Raw genomic sequence first — 21431 nt, 5'->3', positions numbered from 1 at the left:
AAATATAGCAAAATTTTTTGCTCATTTGTGCATGAATTTATATGCTATTCGCTTTTCTCTTCGCGATAGCCCCGGCGAAAGTCCCTACCACGTAGATGAGGAAGAACCACAGGAGGGCGGTCTCGACGTCGTCGCCGTAGTGCTGGTAAGGCGTATCGCGGGTCTTGAGCTGCATCTTGCGCTGGATGACCGCATCGACGAAGATGTCGGTATTCAGGTCGTAGTGGCCGTACTGGTCGATAAATGCCGAGACGCCGCTGTTCGCAAGCCTCGCTGTGGGCATGCCGTTCTCGATGGCGCGGTAGCGCACGAGGTTCAGGTGCTGGTAGGGTGCGGTACTGCGGCCGAACCAGCCGTCGTTCGTGATGTTCACCATCAGGCGGGATCCTGCGTTGATGGCTTCGCGTACGAGGTCGCCGAATATCGCGTCGTAGCAGATAAACGGAGTCCACTTGAACGGCTCGTATACGGGGGTTTCCTTTCCGGGCACAAAGTCGCCTTCGCCCAGGTCCACGTAGTTCAGGATGGGGAAGATTTCATCGAAGGGGATGCGCTCGCTGAAGGGCACGAGGTGCTTCTTGATGTAGCGCTGGTAAGAGTGGGGGTCTTCGGGCGAAAACAGGAACGAGGCGTTGTAGATGTCGTACTTGCGCACCTTTTCGGATCCGTTGCGGTGGAAGTCTAGCGCCCCCGTGAGGATGCTCGCCTTGTGCTGATCCGTTAGTTTGTGCAGTTCCCTGATGGTCGCGGGCTGCCTGCGGATATGGTCCGGGATGGCGGTCTCTGCGAGGATGATGAGGTCGGTTCCTGTCTGCACGCTGTCGTTTACCATGCCGAAGGTCTTTGCCGTGATGGAGTCGTATCGGGCCTTGCTCCACTTTTCACCCTGCTCGATGCTGGGCTGAATCAGCGCCATCCGGGGTGTTTCCGGTGCGTCGGCGCCGTAGAAGGGCTGCGCTTCGGGTTTGGACAGCACGACGGATCCATGCACGAGAAGGATTGAGATAATCAGCAGGGGTACTGCGAGCGGGAGCTTCGCGCAGATAAACTTCGCGCGGCTTTCGTTTGCTGGCAATTTCCACGGGCCTTCGATTGCCTTCGCAACGATCATGTTTGATGCGATGATGAGCGCCGTGTACCCGAAGATGCCGATTACGGAAAGGGCCTGCAGGAGTTCGAGCGTGCTGCCGAAAACATAGCCGAGGTGGCTCCACGGGAAGGCGAAATCGCCGCGGGTGCGCGTCATTTCGAGACCGGCGTAGAAAATGGGGTAGAGTGCGAGCAGCCAGGCGCGGCCGCCGAACTTGATGTTTTTCGCGAGCGTGTAGATGAATGCGGCGAACACGCTGTAGGCGCTGAAGAATGCGATGAGGAGGATGACGCCGAGGAAGATGAGCCCGGAGGGGGCCGAATCCACGTGCATGACGTTGTAAATCCAGTAGTAGTTGATGGTGTTGTACACCATGCCCGACCAGAACGTCGCGAAAATTGCGGTGTTCCTGTTGTATCGGTTGAGGACGATGAACCAGGGCACGAGCAGCACGAGGGCGGCGGGTCCGAGCGGGAGCGGCGGGAATGCGAATCCGAAAAGTCCCCAGGCGATTGAACTCAGTAGGAGCGCACGGCGGGAATCGAACTCGCGGAAGCGGGCGATGTTCCAGCGCGCGAAAAGTACGAGCCAGAAGATGAACAGCGGGATGAACAGGGTGGCTATCTGGTACAGGCCCGCATGCCCGGTGCCGGTATCGTCACCGAGGGTGTAGTCGAGGGCGAGGGATATGAACTGCAATATGCCGTAGGTATAGATGTGGCGCCGGAAATGCGTGCGCGATTCGCTTGAAAACAGGAATCCGAGCGCGATGAGGATCGGAGCGAACTGCTGGGAATCCGAGTAGAGTCCCGGTTCGTCGGGCCGGAACGCAAAACAGGAGACTTCTACGGCAATCAATACCGCGAGATAGATCCAGTAAATTTTCGGGAGCGCTTCCAGTCGAGTCTTAATTTTATCCAACATATTTTTACAGCCCGCTTTTGTCCTGGGGGTTGAATATGAGTACGAATTCGCCCTTGGGCGGGTGCGCCTTGAAGTGCGCCGTAATCTCGGTCGGGGTTCCGATGAGGTGTTCCTCGAACTTCTTGGTGAGTTCGCGCATCAGGGCGATTTTGATGTCGCCGAAAACCAGCTTGATTTCTTCGACGAACTTGTCGATGTTGTGGGGGCTTGCGTAAAAAATCTGGGTCGCTTCTTCGTCTTTCAGTTTTTCGAGCAGGTGGATGCGCTGAGCGCTCTTTTTGGGCGAAAAGTACTGGAAAGTGAAATGGTCGGTGGGCATGCCGCTCGAGACAAGCGCGGTAATCATGGCGCAGGGGCCGGGTATGGCCCGCACGTCGATACCTTCGCGTACGCATTCACGTACCAGGTTGAATGCCGGGTCGGCAACGCCTGGCGTACCCGCGTCGCTCACGAGCGCGATATCGCCTTCGTTCTTCAGGTATTCCACGTACTTCGGGGTCACCTTCTCCTTGTTGAAGTCGTGGTAGGCTTCCATTGGGGTGGTAATCCCGTAGTTGTCGAACAGGATTCGCGTATGCCGCGTGTCTTCGGCGAGCACGAGCGGGACTTCTTTCAAGATCCGCACGGCACGGTAGGTGATGTCTTCCATGTTCCCGATGGGGGTCGCGACTACATAGAGTGTGTGCATTTTAAAAGTCCTGTGCGGAGTTCAAGTCGGTGCGCCTTCCGAGCTGGGTTTCGAACCGGATGCGTTCCATAAGCTTGCGGTGCATTTCTTGCGAGGCGTCGTTCACGAGGTCGGCGCGGAGTTTCCCGTACCAGAACGCATCTACGTGCTCGCTTTCTTCGAATGTCGCCTTGAATGTGAGCGTCCCGTTGCAGAAAATGCGCATATCCATGCTGTAATGCCACGTTTCTTTCACGGGGAGCATTGGCCAGAACGGGATTATTACCGCCCCGATGCTCCAGGCGCTCGGTTCTTCGTCCTGTTCGACGGAGGCTTGTATGCTTGCGACTCCGCGGCAGCTTTCCATCGGATAGCTCGCGGTGTCTACCGCGCGGGTGTAGGCCCTCTGCAGGTTCGCGTCCAGCTGTATTGTGTCGCCTCCGTAGACAATCGATATGGGCTCGAAGAACGGGATGGTCTTTGGAAATTCCTGCAGGTCGTATTTAGTGAGGCTCATTGAACAGCCGGCGAAATACAGGCACAGCATGCCTGCGAACATCGCGAAAGCGAAGGCCTTTACCTTGGAAAATCTCATCGCCTTAAATATAGATTCTTTTCCTGATTCCGTTCTAATTACTATATTCCTCCACGATGTCCTTGCCCGCTTATTTCATATCCGACGTGCATCTCGGGGTAAACCCTCCGGGAGCCCTTCCTGGGCGTGAAAAAAAACTCATCCAGTTCCTGGAATCTATCAGGGGAAAGGCCTCGCATTTGGTCTTGGTGGGCGACCTTTTTGAATTTTGGTACGAATACCGCGATTACGTGAACCGCAATCATTTTGAACTGTTCTTCGCGCTGCGAGAACTTGTCCGTTCCGGCTGCGAAGTGCACGTGATGCAGGGAAACCACGATTTCGCCTACGGGGATTTCTTCCCGAAAACGCTCGGCGTGCAGGTTCACAGGAGCCTCGTGCTAGAAATTCAGGGCAAACGCGTATTTTTCCATCATGGAGACGGAGTCGCAAAATCCGATCGCGGTTACCGCATCATGCGCCGCATACTCGATTTGCCGCTCAATCGCTGGCTCTTTAGACAAATTCATCCTGATCGCGGCATGGCGATAGCCCGTTTTGTGGGCCGCAATAGCCGTAAAATCGGGGAGTCCCGCGAAATCAATATAAATGAATATCTCGATTGGGGTACATCCGTCCTCAAACGGAGGAATTGCGACATCTGCGTTCACGGACACCATCATATCGCGGGCATCTGGAACGTGAAGAATGGTGTAGTCGCTTCTCCCGGGGAGTGGATATGGAAACCCGCCGTCCTCCGTATGGAAGAAGGCGGGATTATCCTTGATACGTTGTAGTGAACCTTACTCGGACAGGCCGCCCGCGTGAGATTCCGACGCTTTGATCATCTTCTTGCTCTTGTTTTCGCCCCACAGGGCACCGATGACGTCTGTCTCCGAGAAGTTTTCCCAGAGCTGGTCGACCCAGCACCAGTGGTGGATAGTGTCTCCACGGTCCACGATGATGCCTTGTTCGTTGACCCAGTTCTTGCTTACGGAGAAGGTCATGGGATCGCCCTTCTTTTCCATACCGAACTGGTCCTTCACTATCGCGGCCTCGAGAGTCCAGGACTTGCCGTCCGTCATCTTGTAGATCGCGATGTTGAAGGCCACTACAACGAGCAGTGTGATTCCGGCGAAGATGTAGATCTTCTTCGAGAGGAAGAAAATCGCCAACAGCAGGATGATGATGGCAAGAATGCCGAAATTGTAGTGCACGCTGTAGAATGCTTTCAGAACGTCTATCATAATTGTGCCTATGGTTTATTTTTTGGCCTTGGCAGCCTTGGACTTCGCCTTCTGCTCAGCGACCAAGCTGGCCACGCTGAACGTGACGACCTTGCCATCGATCTTGCAGGCGGTGCGGAAGCTCTTGGTCGGGAGCGCGATACCGTGAGAGGAAAGCGTACCCATGAAGGAGGCATTCGCATGGCTTGCGATGGTGCGGACGTTGATGAAGCCCTTCTTGCTGAAGGTCAGGGTGAATGTTTTCTTGCTGGCGTCGTATTCGGCGACCATGGTGTCGTTCTTCGCGGTTTCGACGGCGGTGCTGGTGCGCTTGTCGAAAATGATGGTGCCGCGGGAATCGATGGAGAGCATCGGGATGCCGACGGAGTTACGGCAGGCAAACGGCTGCCATGCGCCTTTCTTCTTGGCGGGGGCCTTGCCCGTGAACACGAACCTGTTGCCTTCCTTGACCATGGTATAGGGCCCGGGGGCAATCTGGAAACCGGTGGCGTTCATGGCACCCTTGAAGTACAGGAGGTAGCCAGCGCCGTTCGGCATGAAACGGAAGGAGGACGTCTTGAGCGTCTTGGTGGGGGTCACGGCAATGCGCTTGCCCTCGGTGTCGACTTCGATATCCGCATAGGGATTCTTGTCGAGTTTTAACTCCTTCATTGCTTGGTTGGAAAAGCGGATGAATCCGCGAATATCCATCTTGATGTTGATTTTGTCCATTTTATACACCTCATCTTTGATTGTTATTTGCTGCCCCCTGCCGTATAAGTTAGCATATTTTGTGCGGGGATGTCAAGTGCCACTGTGAGAAAAGTCATACGTAAAAAAATCATTTTTCTGTAATTTTTTGACAAAATTATCTGTAAATTTTTTTGTTACTTTTTTGATGCAATCGCTCTGGAACCCGCATAAAATAAGGGACTGTTATTTTTTAGTTTCATTCATTTATTGCGATAGACAAAGTTCTTCGAAGAGTATTTTGTCCACGTTCAACGGTGCTAATTTGCCCGAATACGTTAATAAACCTGTGATTTCTGTCACCAAACATTTTCCGGTCTGCAAGCAAAATCGTGTGATGCCTTGCACCATCTAGGGTTTCGGGGGATATTTGCGTGTTAGCTCGGACTAAAAATTTGGGGTAAAATAGCCTGTATTTTCCGCTCACGGCGTCGGCGATACTGCCTACAGGATCTATGAGAATGAGCTTCTTTTCTTTCCCGGAGAGGTTCGCTGCGGGGATTGCGCCTGTCCCGCGGCCGGCAAGGAAAGCGGGTTCCCCGTTTGCTTGGCGCGCGCATTCCAAGATACTGCGGGCGTCCAGCTCGAATGTCTCTTCGGAGGGCGTGCCCTTGTTCTCGCCGGAACCCCTGTAGTTAAAGGTGATGAGCGCGGTTCCCTGCATTTCCTGGATCTCGGCGAGGAACTGCGTCGCGTCTTCATCGGCGTCGGGGAAGTAGAGCAGCGTGGGGTCGCCCTGGTTCCCGAGCATCCATCCTTCGAGAACCGTGCCGTCTTCTACGGAGCACGTGATGGACTTGGCCTTGCCGGCGATGGCTTCACGGGCTTCCTTGTGCGTAATGGCGCGCGGGAACGCGTTTCTGCGTTCGGTGAGCGCGAGGTAGAATACCATACTTACGTAGATGAGAAGGAGTGCGCCAGCGATACGGAGGAGGCGTAAGCTTATTCCTAAAGCTTTTTTCTTAACATCCATGCGCCAAATTTAGAAAAAAGTGTGACAAATTTGGACGTAAAACTTATGTAACAAAAGATTCCGCCTTTTGTCCCAAGCCCTCCCCGCGGGGTTTCCAGGGGTGCGAACAAGTGCATGCCGTAACAATTTAGCCCCCAAAATGTTGCACGGACGATACGAAAATGTAACACGCAAGCCATGAAAACGCTGAACTGGCGCCTCCCGGAGGAATTTAAATCCCTAAACGTAGCGCGAACGGTATGATAAACGTAGCGCGAGCGGTCTAAAAAAGGACCTTCGCTGGGAGTATCAGCGAAGGTCCGAGGGATGGGATTGGGTGTTCCCTAAAAGTAGACAATTTTTTCGCAAAAGGGTATACCTTTTTTATAAAAAGTGTTCCCCAAGTGTTCTTTTTTACCGTTTTCTTTGAAAATTCGTGATTTTTTGCAAATTTTTGGAAAACAGGGGTGTTCCCAAGAAAATAAAAAATTATTTTTAGAATATAATGAACGTCTACGCCTATTACAACTACAGAAAATACCTGCAGGACTACTACGAGTACAGAAAGTCCGTGCAGCGTTATTTCTCGTACCGATCCTTCGCGAAGAAGGCGGGGTATTCGTCGTCTGGACTTTACCTCGATCTTATTCGCGGCCGCAAATCGCTTACGCCGCAGATGCTCCCGAAGTTTATCGCCGCCCTGGGTTTGAATGAACGCGAGGGCCGCTACTTCAGCCTCATGGTGGATTTCACCCATGCGACGACGCCTGCGTCCAAGCAGCAGATATTCGACCAGATGTCGGCGCTTTTGCCGCGAACCGTCAAGACGCTCACCAAGAACCAGCAGGAGTACTACAGCAAGTGGTATTATGTTGCCGTTCGTGAATCTCTTTCTGTACTCGATATAAACGAAAAGAACATCCAGGAAGTGGCTCTGTTCTTGAACCCGAAGATTACGCTCCCGCAGGCGAAGCAGGCCATCCAGCTGCTCCTCGACCTCGGGCTTATTGACCTCGCCGAAGACGGCTTCTACCGCTCCGTAAACAAGACCATATCGAGCGGCCGCGAAATCGCCCCGCTTTTTGGCCACCAGTTCCAGAAACAGATGATTGACCTTGCAAAAGGCGCTCTGGACCACTACAGCACCGAACGAAGAAATGTATCTTGTACTACGATGAGCGTGTCCGCCGAAGGGCTCGAACGCATCATCAACAAGATCGACGTGTTCCGCAAGGAGGTGCTGGACATTGTGCGGTCGGATAGCGGAGAAACCATGGTGTGTGAGTTGAACGTTCAATTTTTCCCTCTCAGCAAGGAGAAGGAAGCCAAGTCCGGTAAGGACGGGGAGGACGCGAAATGAAATACTCTTTGACCATGGTCATGGCTTGCGGTGCTTTACTTTTGGCCTGTACCGGCGGCAAGGACGTTGGCGGTACGGCGACCGATACCGAGAACATGATGACGGCGTCGGTGACTGGGCTCGTGAAGCGTTCCGACGGGACGCGCGCGGATTCTGTCGTCGTGCGCATGTCGCGTGTTTATTCCAAGGATGAAACGAATGGCGTTCCCGAGTTCGTTGAGGTGAAGACCGATACGGCGGGCGTGTTCGCGTTCGATTCCGCTATCGCCGATACCTTCCAGCTTGCGGTCATCGACGAGAGCGCCGAAGAAATTTCTTACCTGCCCCGCGTGGTGGCTGCCGAGAGCCTTGAAGACATCAAGCTCGAGAAGGCCGCTCATTTCGAGAGCGTACTCTACTACGATCGCGAGTCCGAGCCTGCGGTCGAGGTCGGGTCTCACTTCTTGGTGTACATGCCGGGCATGCCCTTTGTGCAGAACGTCTTCGCGAAGGATTCGTTCTCCATGCTCATTCCGGCTGGTTCCTGGTGGTTCGGGTTCTGCCCGGGTGACCCGCAGATGGTCGCCAAGCTGCAGGATTCCGGCGTGGCTGATAGTCTCATCTACCGCGTGTGGAGCATGGATTCCATCGAGGTGGATGCGGGCGGCACGCTCGATGTGGGCCCGTTCTTCTGGAGCACCGAGTTTGATGTCGATACTCTTATCAAGGAAAAGAACGGCGATGGCAAGAGCCGCGCTAGGATTTCCGGTCAGGTGAACTGCGATTCCGGCAGGGTCTGCTCGGGCATCGAGGTCATGGCGATTACGGATATCTACGGGTTTGATTTTGTCGGGGATTCCTCCGTGTTCCGGGCACAGACGGTGACGGACAGTGACGGACGCTGGTGGCTCCCCGTTCCGGCCGAAGTTCCTTACGACAGCTTCCGCGTGGAATTCCGTGCAGAAGCAGGTGATTCCGTGATGATGGGACTCAGCCGTTACGTGATGGCCTCCGAAGTCGCGGGTCTGGAAGACACGCTGGATGTGGGAACCGTTGACCTGACTCCCTCGTCGGGACTCGTCAGCACGATCGCCCTGGTCATCGGCCCGAACGATTCCACGCAGTCGCTCATGGTGAACAGCGTGGTGGTTGGCGCAAAGGGAACGGCGCACTTCGTTCGCGGGGTGACTTACAACTCTTTGAAAATCAACGAGATGCCCTCGGGCGAACAGGAACTCCTGCTCTATTCCGGCGATACGAAGGTTATTTCGACGCTACAGGCTGCGGATACTCCTGTCGATGAGTATGTGGTGGTCACGTTCGTGAACCTGCCGAAGGGTGACGACCTCGAATGGCAGGGGATGACCTACACCCCGCCGGCACTCCCGAAATCTGCAAAATAATTGAAATTACCCCTTGCACAATTGAGGATTTTTTTCTAAAGTTGTGCGCACACTGAGCTATGGTGTAACGGTAGCACAACAGATTCTGACTCTGTTTGTCTAGGTTCGAATCCTGGTAGCTCAACGAAACCCCTGTCATCCGGCGGGGGATTTTTTATTGCCGTAATGTCATTCCGGCCTCTGTGCCGGAATCGCCGTTACTTTGAAAAGAGTATCTTTGGAATAAATGGAATTTTTCGACTACTTCTCTCAATTGTACGGCGAACGCTGGTCGGCCCTTCTCGAATCGCTGAAGGGCGAGGGCTGCGCTACGGAACTTCGCTTTGGCGAGGGGCTCGAGCCGTACTACCTGGACGAGGCGTCCGTCTTCGCGGCCGAGTCGCTCGGGGTTGTTCCCGGTGATCGAGTGCTCGACATGTGCGCCGCTCCCGGTGGCAAGTCCCTGGTGCTCGCTTCCGGATTGGGGGGGGAGGGGTCGCTGCAGAGCAACGACCGCTCGCCCGACCGCAGGATCCGCCTTTCGCACGTGCTCGAAAATTCCTTGCCCGAACAGTGGCGCTCCGTCATCTCCGTGACCGGCTACGACGGCGTGAAGTTCGGCATGCACAAGAAGGAAAGTTACGACAGGATTCTCCTGGACGCTCCGTGTTCCTCGGACCGGCACGTGCTCAACGCTCCCGAGCACCTCAAGGTGTGGTCGGTGAAGCGCGTGAAGCGCCTCGCGGTGGAACAGGGCTCGCTTCTGGCCTCGGCGGTGGACGCCCTTGCCCCGGGCGGGACCCTCGTCTACAGTACCTGCGCGCTTTCGCCGATGGAAAACGACGACGTGGTGAAAAAAATCCTCAAGAAGCGCCCCGCGATGCGCCTCGACGAGATCGCGGAAATACCCGCGGGGGCGGACCGCACCGAATGCGGCGTGCATATCTTGCCCGACCATGCCGAGGGACGTGGGCCCATATATTGCGCTAGGCTTGTGAAATCGGGCACATAACGGGCGAAAAACCCCGTTTTTGGCCTTTTTTCACGTATCTTTTTCTTTTCAAATAATATATCTTTAAGGTATGCTGAAACGATTCATTCCTTTCGTGTTTTTTGCTGTGCCTTTTGCCTTTGCCGCAGAACCTGCCCCAACCGCAGCTTCCGCTCCGGCAGCTCCTGTCGCGAAACAGGCAGCGCCCAAGGCAGCACCTGCAGTCGTCAATCCGGCCGATACGGCCACGACCCGCGAAGTACCCGTGCGCTACTGGGTCATCGGGGACTCCGTGGAGCTTGAGGCCATCTTCGTGAAAATCGAAAAGGACACCGTCTACCTGCGGGCTCCGGACGAATCCACGCAGAAGATTTTCGATGCCATCAACGAAGCTGAGGCTGCCGCGTTGCAGAAGAGCAACGGCCAGAAGGTCGAGGAAGAAGACGAATTCGAGGATGACGACAAGGTGGAAGAGAAGAAGCCCGCCGACGTCATCATGACGGACGCCGTGAAGGATTCGCTTGCCGCGCAGTCCGAACTCGATTCCGCCGCAGCCGCCGAGGCGGCCAAGGCCGCGGAAGTCGCCGCCGATGCGGAAGATGACCTGGAGGCCGCCCTCGAGAAAGAAGAGAAGCGCCTGAAGATGGAAGAAATCGCGAAGGTCGAAGCCGAAATCCGCGAACGCGAAATCCAGGACAGCCTCGCACACGTGGTCGAAAACCCGTACATCAAGATTTTCCGCCTCGACTTGAAGCGCCTCTACAACCTCGAAGACAAGGTCATGATCGACCTTTCTCTCTCGAACTACGTGGTCCCGGTCGTGAAGGAAGAGGAAGAGACGATAGAACTGTATCCTCCCGGAAAGGCGAACCTGCTTGTGGTCTCGAACCCCGAAGCCTGTTCCCTGTTCGTGAACGGCATCCCGCTCCACCAGATTGCACCCGATACCATCAAGAACATCAAGCCGGGCAAGTACACCATCTCCGTGATGAGGGTCCTGCGCGATGTGGAATGGTGGGGCACGAAGACGGTGAAGATCAACGCGGATAGCCTGAACAAGGTCGAAATCGCGGTGGAACGCCCGTCCACGAAGCTCACGCTCAATACGAACCCCGAGGCGGTCGAAGTCTATATCGGCAAGGAGCCTTCGGTGAATCACATGCCCGACTACGAAACCGATGTCGTGGTGAACGAAGTCAATCCGCAGCCGCAGTTGCAGATATTCTTCCGCAAGGTGGGATACCGCGATACCTCGATTACGACCGAAGTCAAGGCGTTCATGCCGAACTTCATCAACGTGGAACTGGAATCCGTCGAGGATGTCGAGTATATCCAGGGACAGAGGGAATTCAACCAGAAGCGCAGCGACCGCCGCGTGGGAAAGGTATTCCTGTTCAGTTCCATCGCGCCGATTATTGCGGGCGGGGTACTTTGGTACCTGGCGGAACGCAACTGGAGCAACGCCGCCGACAAGAAGCATGAATACAACCGCTCCGTGTTCGACAGCGAGAAGGCTCAGCGGCTCATCAAGGACAATCACGACCTGAACAAGCAGGGCGATATCAAGGGCGGCATTGCTGCCGGTCTCGGTGCCGTTGGCTTGGGCCTCCTTGTGGCGGGGATTGTCTTTACCTTCTAGCGTGATTTTTCCGATGCGCAAATTGCTGTTTGCTCTTGTCCTGGCTCTCCTTTCGGGCCAGGCTTTTGCGCATCCTCATGTCTTTGCCGATGTCAAGGTGAAGATCATGTACGACAAGGCCGGTTTTTGCGGAATTCTCAACCACTGGGTCTTCGACGAAATTTACAGCGCCGGGATGGTGGCTTCGGTCGACAAGAACGGTGACGGCAAGCTGTCGGCGGAAGAAGGCAAAGGCCTTGAATCCGCCATCTTGGACCCGATTGCGAAAAGCAACTACTACAATTACGTACAGGCGGGTTCGGAGTTCTTGAAGGTCCTGAATATCAAGAAGTTCAAGGCGTCCCTCGTGAAGGGCAAGCTTGTGCTCGACTTCGTGTCGGAATTCTCGAAGCCTGCGGGTGCGGATTGGACGATGCTCGTGGTGGTCGTGGGCGACCCGTCGAATTACATCCAGATGACATCCGATATGGAGAATGCGGAAGTCGATTCCCCGGCGACACTCGAGGTCGAATATTTTTCCGACGCGATTGATGGCCTCACGCTGTTCAAGGCGTTCCGTCCCGAAATAGAAGGCCTGTATTTGCGGTACAAGAAAAAGTAACTTTTTGCCTGAATTTGTTGCGGTTGGGTTAAATTAGTTGAAATTCCTCACAGGCGTGTAATACAAGGCTATGCATTTGCACGATAAAAAACTAAATTCGTGTATATGCGGAGAATTTTTATTTCTGTTTTTTTTGTAGTGGCGTCTGTCCTGGCTCAGGAGGCGCCTGTATCTGTTTCCCAGCAACCTGTTTCGCAGGATTCTGTAATCCCGTCGGTTTCGCAGGATACTGCGGCGACTGCGCCCGCTGCCCCCAAGGCGGTGGAGCCTGCGCCTGATTCGGCTGCCTTGGCTGTCAAGCTTACTGAACCGGATTCCGTGAAGGTGGAAAAGGCCCCTGCGGATTCGGTGAAGAAGGGCGGGCTTCTGGATGCGCTTTTCCCGGTCCAACCGGACGAGATGATTTCGAAGGGGCATGCCTATGCCGGTGCGACGCTTTCGCTTATCCAGGCGAACACCGAGGACGATGCTCTGAACATCCTTATCGGCGATGTCTACGAGGCCTACGGCTACACGTTCACGGTGGAGGCCTTTGGCGGGTACTTTTTCCGCGACGCGATGGCAATCGGCGTGCGGGCCGGCTATTCGCGCACCTGGTTCGATATAGACTTCTCGATTCTCGAGGACTTGATGGATGTCAAGGAACACCGCAAGTACGTGAGCAACGGGTTCTTTGTGCAGCCGCTCCTGAAAAATTACCTGAAGGTGCTCGATTCCCGCCTGTTCTACCTCTTCAACGAGACCTCCATCATGGTGGAGTATTCCTACGGTATTTCGCAGACGGATAACGGCGAGGATATGAAGAAGACGCGCAACAGGGGCTGGTCCATCGAGGCGGGTATCAATCCGGGTATCTGCGTGATGGTGTTGAACCGCATCGCGTTCGAAACCTCTGTCGGGCTTCTGGGCTTGAGCTCGAGCATTATCGATGTGGAAGAAAATGGCGAGACGAAGAGCCGTGTCGTGTACAATGTCGTGAATTTTACCATTAACCTCCTGGCGTTGAAATTCTCGCTGGTGACGTTCTTCTAAGGGGGCCCAGATGCAGCTTGAACTTTTGAAAAAGAAATTGGTTGTCGCGGGTGCGCTGTGCACGTTCGCATTTTGCCTTTGCTCCTGCACCGATCAGCCCAGCGTTCCTGTGGTTCCTCCCAGCGCATATGAATTTTTTGAAGACCTGGACGATGCGGAAATCGATGTGGCTTCGCATACGATAGTACTCCCTGAAGGGACGGATTCCTTCACGGTGGACAATGTCGCGGCTTTGGGCGGAAGTTCGTGCTACCTTGCTCTGGACGATGACCCTGTGGACCCCGAAATCGACTGGGACAACGAGGTGTCGACGGGAACGACGCTTGGTGTCGGCGAAGACGGCCTGAACCTGGTCATTCTTGATGGCGATAAGCGCGTTGTCGCCGTGTGGCATGTGAGCCGCGCCAAAAAGAAGTCTTCCAGCAGTACGAAGAAGTCCTCTTCGAGCGCAAAGGCCGCGTCCAGTTCCAGCGAAAGCGAAGAATCCTCGAGCAGCAAGAAGGAACCGGCGAGTTCGGCTGCGGAGTCCAGCTCGTCGCAGGAGGAATCGTCCTCGTCGGAAGAAGCGGTGTCTTCGAGCGAAGAACCCGCCGAAAGTTCCTCTAGCGCGGAAGAGCCTTCTTCTAGCAGTGTCGAGCAGTCCTCGAGCAGCGAGGAATCGTCCAGCAGCGTGGAGGAATCTTCCAGCAGCGAGACTCCCGCATCTAGCGCGAACGTGGCCGTGAAACTGTCCGAGCTTTCTGTCGCGAAGGGGATGGTCTCGGTGAAGGATTCGTTTGTGTACGTGGAACTGCCCTATGGGACGAACCTCACGAGGGTGGAACTTTTGCCCCTCGACACGGTGAACGACTTGCGCTGGCCGGTAGAAATGGAATTTGCGGACGATGAAGGCAACGTTGCCACCTACAGCGTGGTTGCCGGCGTGCAGTTGCCCGGTTCGGATTTCAGTGCCCGCGATGATTTCTGGGCGACTACGAGCGATGCGATGGCGACAGACAAAACCGTTGCGGCAATTACGGTCTCGTCGTCAGCGAACCTTGAATTTGACGGCGGTACGGCGACAATAACGACCCGCGAAGTCGAGGGATCGCTTGTGATTATTGACGGCAGCTGGAAAATGGCGGGCGGCTTCTACTTTAGCGGGGAATACGCGGGCACGACGGCGCTCGATATTTACCAGCAGGGCTATACGAGCGGGACTCCTTCGACAGGCGATTCTTACATCGCAAGGGACATGACCTTCGGCAAGCCCTTTACTGCGCGCCCGACAGCCTTCACGGTAAAGTATTCCTACACCCATAAAGCCAACAAGTCTACGAGTTACCCGCAGAAGAGCCTCGTGTATGTGATGCTTGTGGGCAAGAATGGCAAGGTTGTTGCGACGGGCGCCTTCTCGGACAGCGAGAGCGTCGAGATGAATACCCGCACGGTGAAGCTTTCCTACGGCAAGGACCCGTTCGGGCTCCTGGATGGCGGCTATGCGGTTGCGGAAGGCCTTACGCTCGGCAAGGGCGACGAGGATGTCACCTCCATTCACGTGATGTTCGCTTCTTCTGCATACGCTCATGTCGTAAGCGGCGGAACGGCGGGCAATTCGGGCAAGTACCGCGGCGGCGAAAATTCGGCGCTCGTGCTCGATGACTTCAAACTGGAATACCTGGGGGAATAAATGAATAAGTTTGCTGCTTTGCCTCTTGAATTCCTGCTCGCCATTTGTACGGCGTTGTTCGTTTTGGCGGGCTGTACGGCGGACTACGATACGTTCGGTGCGTCCGATTACCACAAGATGAATGAAATCGGCTTCGAGGAACAGGACGGGAATCCTTCCATATACGAGTCGGAACACAAGATTATCGTATCTCTTGCAGAAATTCCCGATAGCCTCGATACGTGGGATTCCGTGACCATTGGCAACCTGGATATCAGCTCCATGGCGACGCTCCACCTGGTGACGAGCAAGTTCAAGGAATTCCCCGAAGATTCCGTCGCTATCGATTCCCTCGCGCAGGAAGTCTCGTATTCCAAGGACCGCCTGCGTGAAGGCGACAAGCTCCGCATTCCTTCGAGCGCGGTCATCTATGTGGTGGTCGTTTCGGAGAGCGGCATTCCCGACTTGTGGCAGATTGCCTTCGAAATTCCTGAGAAGCCGGAAGTTTCGAGCAGCAGCAAGGACGAAGACCCGGAGGATGATCCGGAAGAAGACACCGGCAAGTCCTCTACGGGCAAGAATTCCGACTCCAGTTCGTCTTCTGCGAAGGATTCGGACAAGTCCTCGTCTTCGGGCAAGTCGTCTTCTAGTAAGGGCGGCGATTCCAGCAGCAGCAAGGGTTCCGATAATGGCTCGGCAAGCAGCGACGGGAGCTCCTCTTCGAAGGCGAATTCTTCGTCGAGTACCGAGGGCAATTCCTCGGCCGGTGGCGAAGAACCGCAGTCTTCGTCGTCTGTTCCCGCTTCCGCCCCGAAGCTCCTCAAGATATCGGTAGGTGAAGGCAACGTTGTCGGCAATATAGACCAGGATGCAGGGACGGTTTTCTTGGATATGGATTATGCGACGGATTTGGACCTCCGCGATTTGGTGGTCAAGTCGCTCGAAGTTTCCGAAGGCGCCAGCGTGAATATCCAGAAGGGAAAATCCTACGACTTTACGCGTGGCTACAAGGTTACGCTTACAAGCGACGGCGGCGAGCGGACCTATACCGTGAAGGCGGGCTACCAGTATCCGGGCAGCGATTTCAACCACTGGGTGAAGGATGCGTTTGGCAACAAGAACGATATCAATGGTTGGGACAACGGTAACAACGATGCCATATCTTCGACCAAGACGCTTACTGTGAACGAGAATGAAGAAGTTATCAAGATGGAGTCGATAAATGCCACTGTTTTAGGCATAGGCCGCTTTGCGAGTGGCAACATGTTTATCGGCTATTTCAATCCCAAGGGCGTAGGTACGCTCAAGTTGACCAATTACGATGACGGCAACGAGCTTATCGATTTCGGCAGGCCGTTCTATGGTCGCCCGAAGTTCGTGGAATTCGACGTGAAGTACGAGGGCAAGAAGGATTCCTGCGACCTCTATGTGATTCTTGAACACCGTAGCCGCACGAGCAACGAGGGCAAGAACCAGTACAGGACATCCAGCGACGTGAATACGATGGTCGCCTCTGCCTGGTACCGCGCGACGACGGTCGAAAGCGAAGATGACCCGGACGTGGTCTCCATTACCGATGCGAAGCGCTCGGGCTACAAGACCATACGCCTTGCCCTCAAGTACGGGGAACCCCTGGAAGGCTCGCCGATTTTCAATTCCAGCGTCTTTAACAAGAACCTCAAGAATTCCGCCGGAATCAACAATTCTATGGTCCGGACCGATTCTCCAGACGATTTCGACGTGACGCATATCCGCGTCGTTGTGGCCTCCAGTGCGCTCGGAAACGTCTATAAGGGGACGGTCGGGGCGACTCTTTGGGTCGACGAGATGCGTCTCATTTACTGATGCTTCAGAATTTGCTATTTTAGGGAAAAAAACGGAGATTCTTATGTCTGCTATACACCTGACCGCAGAAAACTTTGACAAGGCCATCACCTCTGGCCAGCTGGTCTTCGTAGACTTCTGGGCCACCTGGTGCCGTCCGTGCATGATGATGGGCCCGATCGTGGATGAGCTCGCCGCCGAATACGAAGGCAAGGCTATCATCGCCAAGATGAACGTGGATGACGATGGTGCGAAGGACATTTGCGCCCGTTTCGGCATTACGAATATCCCGAACATGAAACTCTTCAGGAATGGCGTGGAAGTCGACAACGTGGTGGGTGCCGTACCCAAGGCGACCGTCAAGGGCGTCATCGACCGGAACCTGTAACCTGCGTGTTATCCTGAGCCGTGCGACGAAGTTGTGCGGCCGAGGGATCCAGACCTGATTTTTGTATGCTAACCAAACGATTGATTGTATGCTTGGACGTCCGTAACCGCAAGGTGACGAAGGGCGTCAAGTTTAAGGGCAATATTGATATTGGCGACCCCGTGGAGATGGGTGCGCAGTACAGCGCCGACGGTGTCGACGAACTGGTGTTCTACGATATCACGGCAAGTGCCGAAAACCGTCCGTGCGACATGGAGATGATTCGCCAGATCGCCAAGCGCGTATTTATCCCGTTTGCCGTGGGTGGCGGAATCCGCAACCTCGACGACATGCACGAGGCTCTTTTGGCCGGGGCAGAGAAGGTGAGCGTGAACAGCCTTGCCGTGCTGCATCCCGAAATCATCGCCGACGGCGCGAAGGCTTTTGGACGCCAGTGCGTGGTGCTCGGTATGGACGCCAAGTTTGTGGGCGTTTCGGACAAGTTTAAGAGCGGCTACGAGGTGTACATCCGCGGCGGCAGGCAGGCCATGGGCATCGATGCCGTCGAATGGGCCAAGAAGGCCGAAGATTTGGGCGTGGGCGAAATTTGCCTGAACGCCATCGATACGGACGGTGTCCGTAATGGTTACGAACTGAATATCACCGACCAGGTGGCGCGTGCCGTGCAGGTGCCCGTTATTGCGAGCGGTGGCGCCGGGACTCCGGCCCATATCGTGGATTTGTTCCGCAAGACATCTGCCGATGCGGCGCTGGTGGCGTCGATGGTGCACTTTGGCGATTATACCGTACCCGGCATCAAGTCCGAAATGCTCGCTGCGGGAATCCCGGTGCGCAAGAAGATGAACGGCGAGGTGTAGCGTGAATCCATCTACCGCGGTAAAGATTTTTGAGGCTGGCCGCAGTGCCGGTGCCGACTTTGTGGAAATTTTCGAAGAGGAAACCCGCAGCTCCAGTCTCGGGCTCAAGGACCGCCAGATAGATACGGCGACCGCGGGCACGGAATACGGCATAGGCGTGCGCCTGCTCTACGGGACGGAAGTCCTGTACGGTTTCACGAGCGACGACAGCGAAGAAGCACTTGTGAAGCTGGTCAAGACTCTTGCCTTCGGGCGTATCGCCGGCATGAACGCGCCCGGTACCGCGGGAGCAAAATCTTTCGAGTTCGCGCCCGAGAAGCGGGTCTGCGACTACAATCCGGCCGCATACCAGGACCCGCGCGTGCTGGGGCAGGCCATCAAGCAGGATTTCCTTTTCCGCGCCGACAAGGCGGCCCGTGCGCTTTCCCCGAAGATTGCGCAGGTGGGCGCGAGCGTCACGGACAGCTGCAGCACCATCACGCTCATGAACAGCGATGGCCTGCATTTGGAAATGAGCCGCGGGCGTTTGCGCGTGAACGTGAATGTGACCGCGACCGACGGTAGCGAGCGCCTCACGACCCACGAATCTCCGGGTGCGCTTGGCGGTTATGAACTTATCCAGAATTATTCCCCCGAGGCGCTTGCGACGGAATGCGGCGAGCGCGTGCTCCGCATGCTCGATGCGGGCTACATCGCCGGCGGCCAGATGCCCGTGGTGATGGGGAATGGATTCGGTGGCGTGATTTTCCACGAGGCCTGCGGGCATCCGCTCGAGACGGAATCGGTACGCCGTAAGGCAAGCCCGTTCTGCGGAAAGATTGGCGAGGCGATTGGACAGCCTTGCCTTACCGCGATTGATGATGGTACCATCGAGGGCATGTGGGGAAGCCTCAAGTACGATGACGAAGGCACTCCGGCCCAGCGTACCGTGCTTATCGAGAACGGCATCCTCAAGACTTACATGAGCGACCGCGTTGGCGCCGCCGAGGTCGGTATCGGCCTTACGGGAAGCGCCCGTCGCGAAAACTACAAGTATGCGCCCGTGAGCCGCATGCGCAACACGTTCATTGCGCCCGGCAAGGATTCGCTTGAATCTATGATTGCGAGCGTTGACAACGGACTCTATGCCGCGCGCATGGCGGGCGGCTCCGTGAACCCCGCGACCGGTGAATTCAACTTTGCTGTCGGTGAAGGCTATGTTATCCGTAACGGAAAGATTTGCGAACTTGTCCGTGGCGCCACTCTGATTGGCAAGGGCCACGAAATCATGCCTCGCATAAGCATGGTCGGGAGCGACTGGGATGTTGCTGCCGGCGTATGCGGAGCCTCTTCTGGACATGTTCCTGTGACGGTCGGTCAGCCTTCCATTAAGGTCGACCAGATCTTGGTTGGCGGACGGTAACCGTCCCGATTTATCAAAAACCCTATAAAACCACAACGACACCTCGCGAGGAGATGCCGTTGTTGGTGTATGGGATGTTTGGATTACATGTAGTAATGTAGATTATAAACGCAGGTTGGGAGATAATTTGAGATAAATTCCATTGTAATGTTTTACAACACCTTTTGGCCGGGATGTCGAATCCGGCAAGAAACTTGGTGCAAGGCCTGTTAAACGCTAATGTGTATTTTAAAGTTTACAAAATGATGGGATATTTTTTTATATCTTTATCTCCGCTTTTATAAAGGAGAATTTTATGAAACTTAAAGGCATTCTTCTCATGGGAGCAGCCGCTCTCGCCCTTCAGGCCTGTTCTAACTACCAGCCGCGTGTTTACACTCCGGCCCCCTTGGCCGAAGGTCAGCAGGTTGAACCGTTCAATGATTTCTGCTTCTTCGACACGGAGCCCAATGGTGCCGCATTTACGGTGCTTAAGAGAGTTGTCGTGGGTGGCGGTTTCTATGGTTCTGCCGACGGTCTCAAGCCCAAGCTGGAAGATAAGGCTAAAAAGCAGGGCGGTAACTCCGTTGCTAACTATAAGGGTTCCCAGAGGTTCGGTTTCTGGCCCTGGCGCTTTATTCGCCCGGTGGTCAGCGGTGACGCTATCCAGATTCTGAACGCCAATGGCAAGTCTTGCGAAGAACTGGGTGGACACCACTAATTGTTCCCAAAATAAACGCTTAAACGTCTATTTTTGAAAAAATGTTGCAGTAAAATGCGACATTTTTTTTGTTTTTGGGCGATTTCGGGCTTTTTTGGCCGTTTAGGCTCCTTGGCACGGCCTTTGCATATATATGGCGGTAAAAAATAAAGGAAAAACGCTATGTCTGATTTTAACAACGATGCAGAAAAAGTCTTGGCGAAGGCACAGAGCCTGCGCGACCGCTGTTCCCATTCGTACCTGGGAGCGGCACATTTGGCTGTTGGCCTTGTAGAAGGCCCGGATGCCACCCTGAAGAAACTTTATAAGTCCAAAGGCGCGAAAACCAATGAGCTCCGTGGCAAGTTGGAACCCTTCGTGCAGAAGATTCCGCGTATGGAAGGCGTGAACCCCGACGTGGAACCGGATAACGACTTGAACCGTATCTTGCGTGCCTCCGTGCAGGCGGCGCGTCAGGTGAACCGCATGGTGACCCCGGGTGATATGCTCGTGGCCCTCATGAAGTTCTCGGGCGACCGTGGCCTTGCGAAGGTGTTTGAAGATGCGCTGGGCTCCGTGGAAGTCGTGGAAACGTGGCTTTCGGACCCGTTTGCAGGTGCTGCCAACGCCGAAGAACAATCTCCCTTGAAACTCTACGGTCGTGAACTCGTGGAAATGGCCGCCGACGGAAAGCTTTCGCCGGTGATCGGCCGTGAAGAGGAAATCCGCCGTGTCATCTTGATCCTTAGCCGAAAGACGAAAAACAACCCGTGCCTGGTCGGTGAACCGGGCGTGGGCAAGACCGCTATTGTCGAAGGGCTCGCCGAGCGAATCTATCGCGGCGATGTGCCTGACGCTTTGAAGGGCAAGAAGTTGTTCGCGCTGGATTTGTCCGCCTTGATGGCGGGTGCAAAATACCGTGGAGATTTCGAGGAACGTTTGAAAGCCGTGCTGGACGCTCTTGAAGAAGACGGCAACACGCTCCTGTTTATCGATGAAATCCACACCATCGTGGGTGCGGGCAAGACCGAGGGCTCCATGGACTTGGGCAACATGCTCAAGCCGAAACTGGCCCGTGGTGAACTGCACTGCATCGGTGCGACGACCACGCAGGAATACCGCAAGTACATCGAGAAGGATTCCGCATTGGAACGCCGTTTCCAGCCCGTGCAGGTCGACGAACCGAGCGAAGAAGAATCGATTTCTATTCTGCGTGGCATCAAGGACGGCTTTGACGCGCACCATGGTGTGCGTCTGCACGACAACGCGCTCGTGGCGGCGGTGAAACTTTCGAACCGTTACATCAGTGACCGTTTCTTGCCGGACAAGGCCATCGACTTGATTGACGAAGCCGCAAGTTTGGTGAAGACGCAGATGGATACGGTGCCGGAAGCCTTGGACACCTTGCAGCGTAAGGAACTCCAGATGAAGATCGAGGAGCAGGCCTTGGCGAAGGAAACCGACGA

The 21431-nt window shown here is 55.0% G+C and carries 20 protein-coding genes and 1 tRNA gene; 15 read left to right on the top strand and 6 right to left on the bottom strand.

Translation table 11 applies throughout. From position 1 onward, the window contains the following. Nucleotides 1-37: 37 nt before the first annotated feature. From lnt to IK012_RS01715, 3 genes are read right to left on the bottom strand one after another with little or no spacing between them, the layout of a single operon-like run. Nucleotides 38-2014: an apolipoprotein N-acyltransferase gene (gene lnt / locus IK012_RS01725; protein WP_290949664.1), complete on the bottom strand. Its 1977-nt coding sequence runs from the start codon at nucleotides 2012-2014 to the stop codon at nucleotides 38-40. Nucleotides 2015-2018: 4 nt separating this feature from the next. Further along, on the bottom strand, nucleotides 2019-2702 hold the full coding sequence (gene rsmI / locus IK012_RS01720; protein WP_173379206.1) for a 16S rRNA (cytidine(1402)-2'-O)-methyltransferase: 684 nt from the start codon (nucleotides 2700-2702) through the stop codon (nucleotides 2019-2021). 1 nt (nucleotide 2703) lies between these two features. Then, complete coding sequence (locus tag IK012_RS01715; protein ID WP_290949662.1) at nucleotides 2704-3276, bottom strand: hypothetical protein; 573 nt, start codon at nucleotides 3274-3276, stop codon at nucleotides 2704-2706. A 56-nt stretch (nucleotides 3277-3332) separates the two neighbouring features. Here IK012_RS01715 and IK012_RS01710 point away from each other — a divergent pair, with 56 nt between their 5' ends. Further along, nucleotides 3333-4052, top strand: coding sequence for a UDP-2,3-diacylglucosamine diphosphatase (locus IK012_RS01710; RefSeq protein ID WP_290949660.1), 720 nt, complete (start codon nucleotides 3333-3335; stop codon nucleotides 4050-4052). Between the two features lie 6 nt (nucleotides 4053-4058). On the opposite strand, the gene IK012_RS01705 is transcribed toward IK012_RS01710, so the two are convergent. From IK012_RS01705 to IK012_RS01695, 3 genes are all read right to left on the bottom strand, one after another. Then, on the bottom strand, nucleotides 4059-4502 hold the full coding sequence (locus tag IK012_RS01705) for a hypothetical protein (protein ID WP_290949658.1): 444 nt from the start codon (nucleotides 4500-4502) through the stop codon (nucleotides 4059-4061). Nucleotides 4503-4517: 15 nt separating this feature from the next. After that, complete coding sequence (locus IK012_RS01700) at nucleotides 4518-5213, bottom strand: hypothetical protein (protein WP_173345637.1); 696 nt, start codon at nucleotides 5211-5213, stop codon at nucleotides 4518-4520. Between the two features lie 217 nt (nucleotides 5214-5430). Then, nucleotides 5431-6204, bottom strand: coding sequence for an alpha/beta hydrolase (locus IK012_RS01695; protein WP_290949655.1), 774 nt, complete (start codon nucleotides 6202-6204; stop codon nucleotides 5431-5433). A gap of 484 nt (nucleotides 6205-6688) precedes the next feature. On the opposite strand from IK012_RS01695, the gene IK012_RS01690 reads away from it, so the two are divergent. The 14 genes from IK012_RS01690 to IK012_RS01625 form a co-directional block, all read left to right on the top strand. Further along, entirely contained in the window at nucleotides 6689-7543 is an 855-nt protein-coding gene (locus tag IK012_RS01690; RefSeq protein WP_290949653.1) for a TIGR02147 family protein, read from the top strand. Beyond that, entirely contained in the window at nucleotides 7540-8925 is a 1386-nt protein-coding gene (locus IK012_RS01685) for a carboxypeptidase regulatory-like domain-containing protein (RefSeq protein ID WP_290949651.1), read from the top strand. The genes IK012_RS01690 and IK012_RS01685 overlap by 4 nt, the downstream gene beginning before the upstream one ends. A 53-nt stretch (nucleotides 8926-8978) precedes the next feature. Next, nucleotides 8979-9049: transfer RNA gene (locus tag IK012_RS01680), tRNA-Gln, on the top strand. A gap of 102 nt (nucleotides 9050-9151) precedes the next feature. Continuing rightward, nucleotides 9152-9916, top strand: a complete 765-nt coding sequence (locus tag IK012_RS01675; protein WP_290949650.1) for an RNA methyltransferase — start codon at nucleotides 9152-9154, stop codon at nucleotides 9914-9916. A gap of 70 nt (nucleotides 9917-9986) precedes the next feature. Then, nucleotides 9987-11534, top strand: a complete 1548-nt coding sequence (locus tag IK012_RS01670; protein ID WP_290949648.1) for a hypothetical protein — start codon at nucleotides 9987-9989, stop codon at nucleotides 11532-11534. A gap of 13 nt (nucleotides 11535-11547) precedes the next feature. Then, on the top strand, nucleotides 11548-12135 hold the full coding sequence (locus tag IK012_RS01665) for a DUF1007 family protein (RefSeq protein WP_290949645.1): 588 nt from the start codon (nucleotides 11548-11550) through the stop codon (nucleotides 12133-12135). A 138-nt stretch (nucleotides 12136-12273) separates the two neighbouring features. Further along, nucleotides 12274-13167, top strand: a complete 894-nt coding sequence (locus IK012_RS01660) for a hypothetical protein (protein WP_290949643.1) — start codon at nucleotides 12274-12276, stop codon at nucleotides 13165-13167. A 10-nt stretch (nucleotides 13168-13177) separates the two neighbouring features. Continuing rightward, entirely contained in the window at nucleotides 13178-14836 is a 1659-nt protein-coding gene (locus IK012_RS01655) for a PCMD domain-containing protein (RefSeq protein WP_290949641.1), read from the top strand. Continuing rightward, complete coding sequence (locus tag IK012_RS01650; protein ID WP_290949639.1) at nucleotides 14837-16660, top strand: PCMD domain-containing protein; 1824 nt, start codon at nucleotides 14837-14839, stop codon at nucleotides 16658-16660. A gap of 43 nt (nucleotides 16661-16703) precedes the next feature. Then, nucleotides 16704-17027: a thioredoxin gene (trxA, locus tag IK012_RS01645; protein ID WP_173379753.1), complete on the top strand. Its 324-nt coding sequence runs from the start codon at nucleotides 16704-16706 to the stop codon at nucleotides 17025-17027. A 65-nt stretch (nucleotides 17028-17092) separates the two neighbouring features. Beyond that, entirely contained in the window at nucleotides 17093-17884 is a 792-nt protein-coding gene (gene hisF / locus IK012_RS01640; protein WP_173345648.1) for an imidazole glycerol phosphate synthase subunit HisF, read from the top strand. 1 nt (nucleotide 17885) lies between these two features. Next, complete coding sequence (locus IK012_RS01635; RefSeq protein ID WP_290949635.1) at nucleotides 17886-19286, top strand: TldD/PmbA family protein; 1401 nt, start codon at nucleotides 17886-17888, stop codon at nucleotides 19284-19286. A gap of 295 nt (nucleotides 19287-19581) precedes the next feature. Then, on the top strand, nucleotides 19582-19986 hold the full coding sequence (locus tag IK012_RS01630) for a hypothetical protein (protein WP_290949633.1): 405 nt from the start codon (nucleotides 19582-19584) through the stop codon (nucleotides 19984-19986). 162 nt (nucleotides 19987-20148) lie between these two features. Next, on the top strand, nucleotides 20149-21431 hold a 1283-nt coding region (locus tag IK012_RS01625; RefSeq protein WP_290949632.1), incomplete at its 3' end, for an AAA family ATPase.

This window comes from Fibrobacter sp., assembly GCF_017551775.1.
Taxonomy (GTDB): domain Bacteria; phylum Fibrobacterota; class Fibrobacteria; order Fibrobacterales; family Fibrobacteraceae; genus Fibrobacter.
This window is presented reverse-complemented; position numbering and strand designations above follow the sequence as displayed.